At 46.0% G+C, this 13946-nt stretch carries 15 protein-coding genes; 12 read left to right on the plus strand and 3 right to left on the minus strand.

Annotated elements, in window-relative coordinates:
- Positions 1-4 precede the first annotated feature (4 nt).
- From cas7c to I2D94_RS06380, 9 genes are all read left to right on the plus strand, one after another.
- Positions 5-862: a type I-C CRISPR-associated protein Cas7/Csd2 gene (gene cas7c, locus I2D94_RS06340; protein ID WP_072684722.1), complete on the plus strand. Its 858-nt coding sequence runs from the start codon at positions 5-7 to the stop codon at positions 860-862.
- Positions 852-1514, plus strand: coding sequence for a CRISPR-associated protein Cas4 (gene cas4 / locus I2D94_RS06345; RefSeq protein WP_195396023.1), 663 nt, complete (start codon positions 852-854; stop codon positions 1512-1514). Before cas7c ends, cas4 begins: the two co-directional genes overlap by 11 nt.
- A complete protein-coding gene (gene cas1c / locus I2D94_RS06350) occupies positions 1511-2542 on the plus strand; it encodes a type I-C CRISPR-associated endonuclease Cas1c (RefSeq protein ID WP_195396024.1) in 1032 nt (343 codons plus the stop codon). Before cas4 ends, cas1c begins: the two co-directional genes overlap by 4 nt.
- A 9-nt stretch (positions 2543-2551) precedes the next feature.
- A complete protein-coding gene (cas2, locus tag I2D94_RS06355; RefSeq protein WP_072684725.1) occupies positions 2552-2842 on the plus strand; it encodes a CRISPR-associated endonuclease Cas2 in 291 nt (96 codons plus the stop codon).
- Positions 2843-3411: 569 nt separating this feature from the next.
- A complete protein-coding gene (locus I2D94_RS06360) occupies positions 3412-4035 on the plus strand; it encodes a GntR family transcriptional regulator (RefSeq protein WP_195396025.1) in 624 nt (207 codons plus the stop codon).
- Positions 4036-4196: 161 nt separating this feature from the next.
- Positions 4197-5324 (plus strand): ABC transporter ATP-binding protein, encoded by a 1128-nt coding sequence (locus tag I2D94_RS06365; RefSeq protein ID WP_072684727.1) that lies wholly within the window; start codon positions 4197-4199, stop codon positions 5322-5324.
- Positions 5321-5959, plus strand: a complete 639-nt coding sequence (locus I2D94_RS06370) for an ABC transporter permease (RefSeq protein WP_006060979.1) — start codon at positions 5321-5323, stop codon at positions 5957-5959. The genes I2D94_RS06365 and I2D94_RS06370 overlap by 4 nt, the downstream gene beginning before the upstream one ends.
- Positions 5956-6549 carry an ABC transporter permease gene (locus tag I2D94_RS06375; protein WP_195396026.1) on the plus strand — a complete coding sequence of 198 codons (594 nt, stop codon included), beginning with the start codon at positions 5956-5958 and terminating at the stop codon, positions 6547-6549. The genes I2D94_RS06370 and I2D94_RS06375 overlap by 4 nt, the downstream gene beginning before the upstream one ends.
- Before the next feature lie 14 nt (positions 6550-6563).
- Entirely contained in the window at positions 6564-7472 is a 909-nt protein-coding gene (locus I2D94_RS06380; protein ID WP_195396027.1) for a glycine betaine ABC transporter substrate-binding protein, read from the plus strand.
- Between the two features lie 222 nt (positions 7473-7694).
- On the opposite strand, the gene I2D94_RS06385 is transcribed toward I2D94_RS06380, so the two are convergent.
- Positions 7695-9269, minus strand: coding sequence for an ATP-binding cassette domain-containing protein (locus I2D94_RS06385; protein ID WP_195396028.1), 1575 nt, complete (start codon positions 9267-9269; stop codon positions 7695-7697).
- A gap of 628 nt (positions 9270-9897) precedes the next feature.
- Between I2D94_RS06385 and I2D94_RS06390 the strand changes: the two genes are divergently transcribed.
- The 3 genes from I2D94_RS06390 to I2D94_RS06400 all read left to right on the plus strand — a co-directional run bounded on the left by I2D94_RS06390 (position 9898) and on the right by I2D94_RS06400 (position 12591).
- A complete protein-coding gene (locus I2D94_RS06390; RefSeq protein WP_195396029.1) occupies positions 9898-10923 on the plus strand; it encodes a zinc-binding alcohol dehydrogenase in 1026 nt (341 codons plus the stop codon).
- Positions 10924-11051: 128 nt separating this feature from the next.
- Entirely contained in the window at positions 11052-11549 is a 498-nt protein-coding gene (locus tag I2D94_RS06395) for an HAD-IIIA family hydrolase (protein WP_195396030.1), read from the plus strand.
- A 172-nt stretch (positions 11550-11721) separates the two neighbouring features.
- A complete protein-coding gene (locus I2D94_RS06400) occupies positions 11722-12591 on the plus strand; it encodes a hypothetical protein (RefSeq protein ID WP_195396031.1) in 870 nt (289 codons plus the stop codon).
- Between the two features lie 406 nt (positions 12592-12997).
- Here I2D94_RS06400 and I2D94_RS06405 read toward each other — a convergent pair whose 3' ends face one another.
- Together I2D94_RS06405 and I2D94_RS06410 are read right to left on the minus strand one after the other, a co-directional pair.
- Entirely contained in the window at positions 12998-13285 is a 288-nt protein-coding gene (locus I2D94_RS06405) for a hypothetical protein (protein WP_195396032.1), read from the minus strand.
- A 153-nt stretch (positions 13286-13438) separates the two neighbouring features.
- Positions 13439-13939 carry an HD domain-containing protein gene (locus tag I2D94_RS06410; RefSeq protein ID WP_195396033.1) on the minus strand — a complete coding sequence of 167 codons (501 nt, stop codon included), beginning with the start codon at positions 13937-13939 and terminating at the stop codon, positions 13439-13441.
- Between the last annotated feature and the right edge of the window lie 7 nt (positions 13940-13946).

Raw genomic sequence — 13946 nt, forward strand, 5'->3', positions numbered from 1 at the left:
GTGTATGAGTTTAACGAACAAGATTGATTTTGCGGTTGTTTTTTCAGTGAAGAATGCCAATCCGAACGGAGATCCATTAAATGGTAATCGTCCGCGGACGACGATGGATGGTCGTGGAGAAATCAGTGATGTTTGCTTGAAACGAAAAATCAGAAATCGGTTGATGGATCTGGGTGAAAATGTTTTTGTTCAAAGTGATGATAAGAACTTAGATTCCTATCGAAGCTTGAAGGATCGGGCGGATGCTTGCGCGGCGTTTAAAAATGAAAAAGATAAAGAGAAAGCAGCCGCTGCAGCTTGTAAAGAGTGGTTTGATGTGAGAGCTTTTGGCCAGGTTTTCGCTTTTAAAAACGCAGGCGGAGCTAAAGGTGAAGGGGTTTCAATCGGCGTAAGAGGTCCAGTTTCAATTCATCCAGCGATCAGTGTTGATCCGATTTTTGTGAATGAGATGCAGATTACCAAGAGCGTGAATAGTGTTACCGGTGATAAAAAATCTTCGGATACGATGGGAACAAAGAATACGGTAGACTTTGGAATTTATGTGACTTATGGAAGTATTAATTGTCAGCTGGCGGAGAAAACTGGATTTAGTGAGAAGGATGCTGAACAAATTAAACAATGCCTGATTACGTTGTTTGATAATGATTGTTCTTCGGCACGTCCTGACGGCAGCATGGAGGTTCTGGAAGTAATCTGGTGGAAACATAATTGTCCATCGGGTCAGTATTCTTCAGCGAAGGTTCATCGTAGTTTAGAAGTACGAAGAAAAGAGAATGTGGAAATTGGCAGTAAAATTGAAGATTATGAAATTATCGTCCATGACCTTGAAGGACTGACTCCGGAAATTATCAGTGAGTTATAGCGAAGATCAGTATTTAAATTTAGCTGGCATCCAGCATTTCAGCTTTTGCCCTCGTCAATGGGCTTTGATTCATGTCGAACGGCTTTGGGAGGACAATTCACTTACTATTTTAGGTCAAATTGTTCATGAAAAAGCACATGACGAAACACAGCTTGAAAAAAGAGGAAAAGTAATTATCACTCGGAATTTGCCCGTTTATTCAAAGACATTGGGAATAAATGGGTATTGTGATGTAGTGGAATTCCATCAGGATGAAGATGGGGTTCCACTCATTCATTTTGATGGAAAGTATAAATCTATTCCTGTGGAATACAAAAAGGGACACAGTAAAACAATTGACGCTGATCGGCTGCAGCTCTGCGCTCAAGCTATGTGTCTTGAAGAAATGTTGGTTTGCGAGGTTAATATTGGTTATTTATATTATGATGAAACGAGAAGAAGGGAAGAGGTCAGTTTATCTCAGAAATTACGCGATCAGGCAAAAACAGATTACAATATGATGCATCAGTATTTATCCAAAGGATTAACGCCAAAAGTAAGGAAAAGTAAAAAATGCCAATCTTGTTCTTTGAAAGAAATTTGTATGCCAGGATTGACAGTGGAATCTGCGAAAGCTTATATAACAAGAAAACTGCATGAGGAAGAAGTATGAGAAAAATTGGAAATACGTTATATATAACGCTACCGGATGTTTATCTTTCTTTAGATGGTGAAAATGTTGTTATTTTGAATCAGCAAAAAGTGATAAAACGAATTCCATTACATAATTTAAGCAGCATTGTCATGTTTAATTACCAGGGAATTAGTCCGGCATTGATGGGAAAATGTATGTCACAGAATATAACGCTCAGTTTTCTTTCGCCTGCAGGCTATTTTTTAGGTCGTGTAGTTGGAGAATATCAAGGTAATGTTTTACTTAGAAAAAAGCAAATACTTGTTTCCGAGAATAATCAGCAAAGTGTATTGATCGCGAAAAATATGATTTTAGCCAAAGTTTATAACAGTAAATGGATTCTTGAACGTGCTATTCGCGATTATCCGCTGCGAATTGATATTGAGAAAATGCGAGTCATTTCCAAACAATTGAGTGAAATACTCAATTCGATTGAGAAGGTGCAGAGTCATGACGAACTGCGTGGTCTTGAAGGTACGGCAGCGAAATTGTATTTTAGCAGTTTTGATGATTTGATTTTGCGCCAGAAAGAAGACTTTGTTTTTACCACAAGAACCCGGCGGCCTCCTTTAAATAAGGTGAATGCCCTGCTTTCTTTTGTTTATACTTTGTTGTCTCATGACTGTGCCTCGGCGTTGGAAAGTGTGGGGTTAGATTGTTATATTGGTTTCTTTCATGTTGATCGACCCGGTCGAATGTCTTTGGCTTTGGATTTGATGGAAGAATTCCGCCCTTGCCTGGCAGATCGTTTTGTTTTGTCATTAATTAATCGTAAAGAGATAGATAGCTGTGATTTCTTTGATTATGAGAATGGCGCTGTTTATTTAAATGATGATGGAAGAAAAAAAGTAATCCAAGCCTGGCAGCTTAAGAAAAATGAAGAATTAACACATCCTTATTTGTCAGAAAAAATGAATTGGGGATTAGCTCCTTATCTGCAAGCTCAATTGTTATCGCGTTACTTAAGGGGAGATTTAGATGCTTATCCGCCATTTATGTGGAAGTAGAGGCAGTTTATGTTGGTTTTAATTACTTATGATGTGAATACAGAGACGAAAGCAGGGCGGACGCGTCTGCGGAAAGTTGCTAAGCAGTGTGTTAATTATGGTCAGCGAGTCCAGAACTCAGTTTTTGAATGTTCTTTGGATAATGCAAAATTAATTGAAGTACAGCATTTGTTGGAGGGCTTGATTGATAAAAATGTTGATAGTTTGAGATTTTATATTCTTGGCAATAAATATAAAAATAAAGTAATTCACATAGGGGCAAAGCCAAGCTTTGATGTCAATGATCCACTTATCATTTGAATAATAGTTTAGTGCGAACCTGAAGTAAACTTAAAATGCCTGGAGTGTTCGCACTTAAAATCAGGCTAAGTTTAATGAAATATCACAAGTTAGATTAATTGAGTTAATTTAGTTCTTTAATAAGAAACTATATCCTATATTTTTGTTTCTTATTTGCGGTCGCATCGTTTGCGTACGATGCGTGGATTGAAATTGTTGTCACTTTTCCGGCCTACGAAGACACTGGGTCGCATCGTTTGCGTACGATGCGTGGATTGAAATTTCAGAATACAGGGTGCTACTGTTAGATCTATTCAAGTCAAATTGTCAGCACTCACTGTAGGGAACATAACTAAATAGGTGATACCATTTATCAATGTAATGTTGATCAAATCTCGAAGTATACAGGAAGTATGAGACAAATATCTATGAGGTAGAATCTATGGAATATTAAAGATATGATGCGAACCTCTGGCTGGTATCTTAAGACTGAATAAACACAACCGTCTCCGATCCATTTAGGAATTCCTTGGAAATAGACTCTGATAATTAGTAAACTGTGGTATACTAAAGAAGAAGGAGTGATCCCGATGCAAGCCAAGAATGCCCCGCGCTATCAACAAATCGCAGCGGATATCGCTGCTAAAATTGCCGGCGGCGAATATAAAATAGGAGATAAAATTTTTGCCCGTTCCTCCCTGGCTTCACAATACCACGTTTCCAGTGAAACAGCGCGCCGCGCTATTTGCGTTCTTTGCGATATGAAAATTGTGGAATCCATTCAAGGCGTAGGTGTGGTGATTCAATCGCCAGAGAACGCCGTAATGTATGTCCGTCAATTTGATGAAGAATATACAATATCCGCCATGAAGGAAGGTTTAATCGAAGCACTCAACGAACAAAATCAAAGAAATAATGAAATTAAAAACCAATTAGAAAGCTTACTGGATACGGTAACACGTTTCAAAGCGTTGAATCCTTTCATTCCCTATCAAATTGAATTGACCGAAACCATGAATCACATCGGGAAAAATCTCTCTGAAATTAATTTCTGGCATAACACGTTGGCGACAGTCATCGCGATCCGGCATCAGGAAGAACTGGCTCTTTCTCCAGGGCCTTATGCTCGATTGCATGTGGGGGATATCATTTATTTTATTGGCCAGGAAGACTGTATTATCCGGGTCGAACAGTTCTTCAACGGAAATCGTTAGTTCCCAAATCGTTCAATAACGAACGATTTTTTTTTCTTTCTTTTCTTGAAATAAAAGTGAAAATTAAATGAAAGAGATTTCAGGGGGAATTGATAAAGTGACAACCTTGTGATAAAATAAAGTTGTCACATAAATTGAGAAAGAAATGAGGAGGGATAAAGATGATTGAGATAAAGAATATCGTAAAACAATATAATGGCGTACCCGTAATCAATAACTTGAATCTGACGGTTAACGATGGAGAATTCGTCGTTTTAATCGGACCTTCTGGCTGCGGAAAGACAACAACTCTGAAAATGATCAACCGGTTAATCGAAGCAGATTCCGGGGATATTCTGATCAATGGAAAAAGCATACATGAACTGAACGGTGAAAAGCTGCGGCGGAATATCGGATATGTCATTCAACAAATCGGTTTGTTTCCCAACATGACCGTAGAAGAAAATATTTGCGTTGTTCCTAAACTGCTGAAATGGTCAAAAGAGGAGATGAGCCAGCGGACTCACGAATTGCTTGAACTGGTGCACATGCCTTATGAAGAAAATGCCAAGAAATATCCCAATGAGCTCAGCGGTGGTCAGCAGCAGCGAATCGGCGTACTTCGGGCTCTTGCGGCAAAACCGCCGGTAATCCTGATGGATGAACCGTTTGGAGCCTTGGATCCGATCACCCGCGATACGCTGCAGGATGAAGTTAAAGCGCTGCAGAAAAGTTTGGGCATCACAATTATCTTTGTTACTCACGATATGGATGAAGCAATTAAAATGGGTGATCGGATCATTTTCATGGATAAAGGCGTGATCCAGCAGGATGCCGCTCCTGAAGAAATGCTGCGGCACCCGGCCAATGAAATTGTCCGGAATTTCATGGGCAAACACAGCGCGGCTTACCGCAGCCAGGGAGAAGATATGACCTGCGAAAGCTTGATGAAAAAGCGCGTCTACACGACAACTGAAAACCGCAAGACATTAGAATGTATTGAAATGATGAGCCATCGTGAAGTTGATTCTCTTGTCATTACCGACGAATCCCATCACTTCAAAGGCGTCGTCACGATTGATATGCTGAAAAGCGAAGGCGTCGCCGGCGAATCTGTCGGCAAGGTTATGCGTACGGACTATCCGACAGTTCATCTGCAGGATGAAGCCCGCAAGGCCTTTGACTGGCTGACAAAAACCAATTTGCCATATGTTCTGGTCGTCGATAATGAAAATGTAGTGAAAGGTATCATCACCAAGACGAGCATGTCAAAAGCGCTGGCGAGCGTAGTTTGGGGTGATCAGGGATGATGGAATGGGCGAACCGGTATGGCGCGGATCTGATTCAAGCCATAATCACACACCTCTATTACGTTTTGATTCCGGTTGCGCTCGGCTTTGTGATTGCCGTGATTCTCGGCGTCCTGCTGAGCCGGGTTCCTAAGATTTCAGGTTATATTCTGCCAGTCCTGTCCGTATTCCAGACGATCCCGGGAATTGTCTTCGTCGGTATTTTGTTTCTTTATGTAGGGATGGTACCGGCGACGGTCTTGATCGCGCTGACGATCTACGCGGTCTTTCCGATTCTGAAGAACACCTATGTCGGTCTGCTGAACGTCGATGAAAAAGTGAAAGAAGCCGCCCGCGGCTGCGGGATGTCGCCGCTGCAGATTTTGATCAAGATTGAATTGCCGCTGGCAATGCCGAATATTTTTGTCGGACTTCGGCTGTCGACGATTTATACTGTTAGCTGGGCGGTGCTGGCTGCGATGATCGGTTTGGGCGGCCTGGGTGATTTTATCTACCGGGGCGTGGGAACCAATAACAACATGCTGATTCTGACAGGCGCCATTCCGGCGGCGATTCTGGCGCTGAGTCTGGGCGCGCTGGTGGACTGGATTCAAAAACGGCTGACGCCGCGAGGGTTAGGAGGGAAGCGCGGATGAGTATAAATGTCATTGTGGATCATCTCAGCGTCGTTGTGGCGGCCATCTGCCTGACCTTGGTGTTTGGCCTGCCGTGCGGAATTCTGGCCTATTTTAACAAGACCTTCAAAGTCGTGATCTTTAAAATCACGGATGTGCTGCAGACGATTCCGTCGTTGGCGCTATTAGGCATTATTATGATTTTCTTAGGCGGCAATAAGCTGACGGTCGTCGTCGGGTTGTTCCTCTATTCCCTGCTTCCGGTGGTTCGCAACACGTATAACGGATTGTCCGGCATCGATCCGGCGGTGAAGGAAGCGGCCAAAGGGATGGGGATGGGGAAGCTGTATCAGCTGATTCATGTAGAACTGCCGATCGCCTTCCCGGTCATCTTTACCGGGATCCGCATCGCGGTGATCAATCAGATCAGCGCGGCGGTTTTCGGAACCTTTGTCGGCGGCGGCGGTCTGGGGACAGTGATCTACCGCGGCATGGCCAATATGAATATGAAACTGATTTTGTTCGGAACCGTTTCACTGATGATCATGGCGGTCTTCTTCGACACGCTGATGGGCTTCATTGAGAAACGGCTTTATGCAAGAACCCGATAAGAAAGGAAGGGAAGATGATGAAAAAAGGACTAGTCTTATTGTTGACGCTCTGCCTGCTGCTGATCCCGGGCTGCAGTTCCAAAAAAGAAAATGTAATCAAGATTGTCGATGGCCGCGTTACGGAACAGAAGCTGGTGCATCGGATGATCAAGATGCTGGTGGAGGACCGTACGGATCTGACCGTCAGTATCGGCGAGGAGATGACCGCGGTCAACGCTTACAATGAAATGAAAAAACGGGTCTATGACGTGTATATGAGCTATGACGGCACGGTGCTGACGACATTCCTGCACCGGGATCCGTCGGAAGTGCCGGCCGGTTCCACATTGTTTGATTATACAAACGAGTTATTTCAGGAACAGGATAAACTTGTCATGGTGAATAAGCTGGGGCTGGACAATACCTATGCCGTCGCAGTTCCGAAAGAAATTCAATCCAAGTACAATTTAAAAACAATTACCGATCTGGTTGCCGTCGCTCCGGAATTGGTCTTCAGCGCAGAACATGAATTTTTTGACGATGAAGGCACGATGAAATTTGATCCGTTTACTACTTTTTACGGCCTGACGTTTAAAAACACGCGGCCGGTAGATCTGAGCCTCAAATATTCCACAATGGAAAGCGGCAATGCGGATGTTACCGTCGCGTATGCCACCGATGGCCGGAATAAAAAAGTTCAGCTGCAGATTCTGGAAGATGATCAGCATTTCTTCCCGGAATATAACGGCGTCATTGTTGTGCAGGAAGACTTGTTTGAGCGTGTGAAAGCGATTGCGCCGGATCTGGAAGCGACACTGCACTTGCTGGATAATATCTTTACGAACGAATCGATGACTGATTTGAGCTATCAGGTTGACATTGAAGAAAAGAATCTCGACGATGTTGCGCGGCAGTTCTTAGTCGATCAAGGGTTATTAAAATAGCGGAGCTTGAGCGGGTCGCGAAGATGGACAGAAAACGACAGATAACTATTCCGGGATCATTAAAAGTTACAAGTGCGAATGTATAATCCAATTTAACGGGAAAGAGTCAATTTGCTTCTGATTCAATCAGAAACGATGGATAACCAAGAAAAGCACGGATTTCAAGATGGCCTCCGGGTCACCGCGATTTCCGTGCTTTTTTATGGACTTCATGCGTTTTAATCAGATGAATTGCCGCAGCTGAACAATCAAGGCGTCCCGCTGATCCTGCAATGCTGGATTCTCCGGTTGCTGGCGCAGCGCTTCTTCCAGAGAAATCAGCCGCATCTGCAGGATTGTTTTTTCCAAAGGCGGCTTCGAAGTTCGGGTCGTTGACCAATCCTCCACCGCCAGGGAGATCAGCTTCTGATTTTCAAAGCGCAGCAGCTGTGTGCAGGTTTGACGAATGAGAGCCGGATCATGAGAAATAAGAATCACACATTGTCCCGCCGTCTGAAGCAGCTGAGTCAGTGCCTGAATCGAGGGCAGATCGAGGTAATGCGTCGGTTCGTCCAGAATTAACATGTTGCATGCCGAACAAAACAGGCAGACCAGGGCCAGCCGGACCCGCTCGCCGCTGCTGAGAACGGCCGCTTTTTTGTTTAAAGTATCCTGCGGAAATAACATTCGGCTTAAAACGGTGCGGATCACTTCTTCTTTCTGAACACTGAGCCGCAGCGCGTTCTGCAGGATCGTTTCGTCAGGATTTAATAAATCCAGCTGTTGATCAAGCAGTCCGGGGCGCACGCCGGGCGCAAAGCGCAGTCCTTCCGCGCGGTCAGCGATCAACCGGGCAAGCTTAGATTTTCCGCAGCCGTTGGGACCGATGATGGCGGTCCGGGTGAAATTCAAGATTCGGAACGAAGCCTGATGAAGCAGCGGCCGGCCGGGGTAACCGCAGGAAAACATTTCGGCTTCTACGAGCACCTTCGCCTGCGGCGGCGGATTGATCAGAAGGTCAAGCTTCATCACCGGCAGAACCTTGGGTTTTTCCGCAGGCGGCAGCGAAGCGATCCGAGCCTGCAGATGCGCGACGGTTTTTCGCATCGCTTTCTGTTTGCCATCGAAGGATTTCCTCGTCGCAATGAATCGCCGCAGGCGGAATTCCCGGCTGTTCATCCGTTTGGGCTTTCGGTTTAATTTTGCGGCCTGGCGTTCTTTTTGTTCTGCGGCGCGCAGCAGCTGAGCTTTCTTCTTCGTTCTTTTTTCATATTCCCGCTGTTGCCGGCGGCGCTGGTTTTCCTTTTCCAGTAACCAATGGTCGAACGTCATCGCCCAAACGAGAATCTGATGATTGCGGATTTCTACGATCCGCGTACAGAACTGGCGCAGCAGCTGCTGATCATGACTGACCAGAATGAAACTGTCCAGCGTTGCCAGCTGAGCTTCGAACGTCTGCCGGCTGGGCAAATCCAGATGAGTAGTCGGCTCATCCAGAAACGCCAGAGCGGCGGGTTGTGTAAAAAAAGCTTGCAGCCGGGCCGCGGTTTGCTGGTCCTGACTCATTATGGAAAGGGAAGGCGTGATTTCCTCAGGCAGCGGCTGCTGATGAAAGAAACGGATCGGTACAGGATTGATGATCACGCCCTGATCGGGTTCGCATTCCCGGGCCAAGAGTTTGAGCAATGTTGTTTTTCCGCAGCCATTTGCCCCGATCAACCCAATTTTATCGCCGGTATGAATCTCAAACTGATCAAGTTGGAATAGAATTTCGCCGCGAAAACGCTGGACGAGATGAGCGACTGAACAAAGCAACATAAGATTTCCTCCTTATTTTCAAAGGAGCGGACATCGTTGAAAAAACCTTCCCCTGATTCGATTTTTTTTTCTTTCCAAGAATCGCCTGTAACGATGAAATCGGATCCCAATGAATTTTAAAAAGCAGCCTGATGAAAAATGCAGAAATGAAAGGAAGCGCCGTCCGACACACCGCGAATCATGTAAGCTTTGACTTGTATCTTATGATCAGACGGATTAGAAACGCGTCTCAGATTTCTGACCGCACGGGAATTCCCCGGGATCAGAATGAAATGAATAAGAATGAATCGCACCACTCCAAACAACAAAGCGTGGGTTCAGGCAATATGAAAAATAGGAATCAAATTCATCAGAATGATCTGAAATTACAGTGGGAATGACCCGCAAACTGGAACTGGAAGCGCATGAAAAAAGAATTCGATGGTCCGCTCAGGCATGGCAAAACAGCCGGTGCCGAATGATATGGTTTTCAGGGGACTATCGAATTCTCATGATGGTTTTTCCTTTTCTCTTTCGTTAATTTCATTATAGGAAGCAGGGAGATGAAAGTCAACGGACATTCGCTGCGAGATCGGCAGAACGTTATGGTATAATAATTCCAGAAAGAGAAAGAATGGAGGGAGTTTTAATGCAGAGAAAATCAATCGTCCTGACGGGCAAGGCTCAGGCTGAATGCCAATGTGAGGATTTCCAGTTTGACGCTGCCGAGCTTAAAACCAATGAAGCCGTTATTGAAACGTCAATGTCCTTAATCAGCGCGGGAACAGAGCTGTCGCGGGTCTATGCGATCAAACAGGGGTTCAGTTATCCGGTGTATCCGGGATATTCGGCGATCGGAACCGTTTTGGCGAAGGGGAAGGGCCTGACGTCGCTGAATGTCGGCGACCGGGTTTTCTATTCTGGTCCGCATGCTTCGGTCAACCGCTTTTCCCATGTCGGAACGACGCAGGGCGATAAAATTATGAAGATCGACGATCGGCTGAGCGACAAACAGGCTTGTATCATTCCGCTGGGACTGATTGCGATGAATGTGATCACGGCGTGCGAGGGAAAGCTGACCGATACCGCCGCGGTGTACGGATTGGGAACGATCGGCATTTTGACCGCACTGCTTCTGAAGCAGGCGGGACTTCGTGTTTTAGCGCTGGATCCGGTGGCTTCCCGCTGTGAGGAAGCCCGCGCCTTGGGATTAGAGGAAGTGTTCAGCTGTTCCCCGCAGGAACAGGTCGAACAGATCAGGCAGCTGACGCAGGGCCGAGGCAGCGATATCAGCGTGGACGCGAGCGGGATTTCCGGGGCGATCGTCAACGCCGTTCTCGGCTCGGCGAAGCATGGACAGGTGATTCTGTTAGGTTCGCCGCGGGCTTCCTATACCTGCGATATCACGCCGGTGCTCAATGCGATCCACATGAAAATGCTGAATGTCAAGGGAGCGTTCAATGAGCTGAATCCCTTCCCGGTAACCGATGGTTTGCGGCGGAATGTGCTGCGGGATTTTGAGACGGTTCAGCGGTTGATTTTAAACGGTGTTTTTGACGCGGAGAAGCTGATCAGCCATGTGATCAAACCGGATCAGATCATGGAAGCTTACCATGGCTTGATGTTTGAAAAGGAAACGTGGCATTGCGTTGCGATTGATTGGAAAGCGGATTGAATTTTATCGCTGCGTTATAATTCAAACCAGTTAAGAAACGGTATTCAAGGTGAGACTGAGAACAACCAAAGCGGATTGTGATCCTCGCGCAAAGAGGAGAGAAGCGTGAAATTAAGGGGAATGAAGGAATGAAAACAGCGTTTTTAGATCGTGACGGGACGATCAACCGGGACTACCCGGACGTGGAATGGAAAGGCAAAACGGAGCCGGAGCTGATCGACGGGGCAATGGAAGGGCTGCGCTTTTTACAGGATCAGGGATATGCTTTGATCATGATCACCAACCAATATCTGATTGACGAAGGAATCATCACGTTCGCCGATTATCAGAATTTCACCGACCGCTTAGTTTGGCGATTAGCGCAGCAGGGGATTCATCTGCAGGATATTTTCTTCTGCCCGCACCGCCGCGATGCCGGCTGCCGTTGTTGTAAGCCGAAACCGGGGATGATTGAACAGGCGCTGGCAAAATATCCGGAGATTGATTTGAAGCAGTCAATTTTAATCGGGGATTCAGCCGGAGACCGCGAGTTAGCCCGGTCGCTGGCGATTACATTTTATGAAATTGCGGATGAAGGGCGGCATCCAAGGAAGAATTGGAAGGCAGTTTATGCGCTGGGCCGATGAAGCGCTGGATCAGGCGATCCAAGAACGGAGAGCCCGCTGGCTTTCTGCGTTTGCGATTCAGGCGCAGCCGCTGCGGTAGGAGATTTTATTAGCGATCGACGAATGTGATCCGGCAGCCTGGAAGCAGAAACGAATTCTGCGGCTGAGCTGGGCAGAAGGAAAGACCCGAATTATGAAAATCACGCAGGAAGCGCAGGTGACTCCGGATCAGATTGAAGCTCGCTGCGCCTTCTGCGAAGCGCTTCATCAAGGCGGCGTGCGGACAATCCGCTATCTGAAAACAAAATCCGGATATTGTCTTGAGGATGAGGGCTACTTGATTACGCTGGAGGAAGACGCCGGTCCGGCTTTGAAAAAAATCAGTCTTGCTCTCGCTGCGAAAATTGGTGCACTGACAGCGCAGATGCACAAAACAGCGCTGGCGATGGAGCTGCATCTGCCCTATTCGACAATCTTTGAACCGATGGGACGGAATGAAGTCAATGCTCTGCCGCTGTTTTCACAATGGATTCAGCAGGGAAGGCTGGATTGCTGGATTAACCTTGTCCGGCAGAGCGTCCGGGAGAGAATCCGCACGGAAGCGGCGCTGGATTGGGTATGGGATTCGCTGCCTCACGCTGCGTGTCAGGGCGATTTATCCCTTGGCAATCTGGGGTGTACGGCAGAGGGAGATTTAATTATATTTGATTATAATATTGCCGGAGAAGCGGTCATGGTTTCCGATATGATTCTGGAAGGGTTATTGATCTTCCGCGAATATGAAACGGAAGATCAAGCGTCGGCTGAAGCTTGCTTCCAAAACTATGTCCGCGCTTATTGCAAGGTTAGGCCGCTGACGGAAAAGGAGCGCATTGCGGCGGAACTGCTTTATTCGCTGAATTCGGCCTTCTGGTTTACCTGGATCGCCTATCGTGAAACTTTGCTGGAAAAAGCGCTGGCACAGAATGCGGCGGAGGCAGTCGAAAAGCATCTTCATCGAATTCTGGCAGAGCTCACAGCCAGGAACTTTTCAACCTTCTTGGAAGAATCAGAAAGAACTTAAGATAACGGAAGAGAAAAACGGAGATAGGAAAAAAAGATCACAACGGGTCAAGGATCTGGCGGTGCTCTTTTTTATGGCCAAATGGCAAGCACTTGTCATTTGAGATTACTGGTAAAAGCTTTGGGAAAAGAAGTAAATTGGATTTCTGATCAAAACCTGTATATGTTATGAAAGTCTTGGAAAAGTAAGTGAGGAAGAAGGATTTATTTCCTTGATGATGAAGGTCTCTTTGATTTTATCTGACAAGTGATGAAGCCCTGAGGACTGAAACCGGCAGTGGAAAAACTCGACGCCTTGATTGATCATCGCCGCTGAAGGATCAAGAACGGCAGTTCTGCATCTTTCTATCGAGAAATATTGGCTTTATAAAAATCTGTTGAATTTGATCAATCAGGTTAATCAGGTTTTAACTGCGGACAGGGATTAAAAGATTCTCTCTTGCCTTTTTAAGTATGCGCTGAGGTCTGGATGATTTGAGCAGCACAAGATCAAAGTTCAGGAAGAAAAACAAGTGCTTTGGAAGTTGCTTGCCGGATTTTGCTTTCATTGCAGGGACAAGCGCAGTCTGATCATGAACATGAATGCGTAGCGCATCGTTTATCTGTGAAAATTCAGAAATAAAAAATGGAAGATTTTGCGGAGGCTGCCGAAAAAGCAGGATCTTTTTAAGAGTTTGAAAATTATATTTTCTCATACTTCTGCAACGTTTCTATATTCAGGCAAATAAATGGATCTAATCACCGCTTTTTATGCGAATTTAACCAAAAAAATAGGAAGCCGTTTTCGAAACATTCCCATTTTTAACTTTTTGTATTTTTTTATCAGTTTCCAGCAAGGCAGACTGTTTTTATGCGTTTTCGTACTTTTCCTGCAACTGATCCCAGAACGGAAAGGTGAGACCCAGCTCCTGCTCCAACGCATGCAGGCGGGGGATTTCCCGCCGGATCAGCATCTTATAATTGAACACATGATCCAAGACGTCCGCGTCTTTCAGCACTTCGTCGAGCGGTGTCTGGATGTGTTCCTTGTCGCTGTGGCGCTGAACGGCCAATGCGATCTGTTCCTGCTGCTGTGGGGTGCCCAACTGCAGATCGCCCAGAATCCGCAAGGTCAGCGCCGCGCCTTTGCGGGCATGGTCTTCATGCTCACCGGTAAGATAGGTTGAAATATCATGAAGCAACCCCGCCAGTTCCGCCGCTTCGCTGTCTACGCTTCGTTTCATCGCTAACATCGCTGCGAAATGAGCGGTTCCCAATAGATGCGTGTAGACCGCGCGCCGCTGCTGAAATAAAAACGGATCGGGAATTGCCGCTTCGATCCATTGTTGAAGAATTTCTGACTTTTCCATGGTGTTC

Source organism: Holdemania sp. 1001302B_160321_E10 (assembly GCF_015552275.1).
In the GTDB taxonomy this organism is placed as follows: domain Bacteria; phylum Bacillota_I; class Bacilli_A; order Erysipelotrichales; family Erysipelotrichaceae; genus Holdemania.

What these genes read in the sequence shown, in the direction of transcription:
- cas7c (WP_072684722.1), top strand. Translation starts at nt 5, where the DNA reads ATGAGTTTAACGAACAAGATTGATTTTGCGGTTGTTTTTTCAGTGAAG.
- cas1c (WP_195396024.1), top strand. Translation starts at nt 1,511, where the DNA reads ATGAGAAAAATTGGAAATACGTTATATATAACGCTACCGGATGTTTAT.
- cas2 (WP_072684725.1), top strand. Translation starts at nt 2,552, where the DNA reads ATGTTGGTTTTAATTACTTATGATGTGAATACAGAGACGAAAGCAGGG.
- I2D94_RS06360 (WP_195396025.1), top strand. Translation starts at nt 3,412, where the DNA reads ATGCAAGCCAAGAATGCCCCGCGCTATCAACAAATCGCAGCGGATATC.
- I2D94_RS06365 (WP_072684727.1), top strand. Translation starts at nt 4,197, where the DNA reads ATGATTGAGATAAAGAATATCGTAAAACAATATAATGGCGTACCCGTA.
- I2D94_RS06370 (WP_006060979.1), top strand. Translation starts at nt 5,321, where the DNA reads ATGATGGAATGGGCGAACCGGTATGGCGCGGATCTGATTCAAGCCATA.
- I2D94_RS06375 (WP_195396026.1), top strand. Translation starts at nt 5,956, where the DNA reads ATGAGTATAAATGTCATTGTGGATCATCTCAGCGTCGTTGTGGCGGCC.
- I2D94_RS06380 (WP_195396027.1), top strand. Translation starts at nt 6,564, where the DNA reads ATGATGAAAAAAGGACTAGTCTTATTGTTGACGCTCTGCCTGCTGCTG.
- I2D94_RS06385 (WP_195396028.1), bottom strand. Translation starts at nt 9,269, where the DNA reads ATGTTGCTTTGTTCAGTCGCTCATCTCGTCCAGCGTTTTCGCGGCGAA.
- I2D94_RS06390 (WP_195396029.1), top strand. Translation starts at nt 9,898, where the DNA reads ATGCAGAGAAAATCAATCGTCCTGACGGGCAAGGCTCAGGCTGAATGC.
- I2D94_RS06395 (WP_195396030.1), top strand. Translation starts at nt 11,052, where the DNA reads ATGAAAACAGCGTTTTTAGATCGTGACGGGACGATCAACCGGGACTAC.
- I2D94_RS06400 (WP_195396031.1), top strand. Translation starts at nt 11,722, where the DNA reads ATGAAAATCACGCAGGAAGCGCAGGTGACTCCGGATCAGATTGAAGCT.
- I2D94_RS06405 (WP_195396032.1), bottom strand. Translation starts at nt 13,285, where the DNA reads ATGAGAAAATATAATTTTCAAACTCTTAAAAAGATCCTGCTTTTTCGG.
- I2D94_RS06410 (WP_195396033.1), bottom strand. Translation starts at nt 13,939, where the DNA reads ATGGAAAAGTCAGAAATTCTTCAACAATGGATCGAAGCGGCAATTCCC.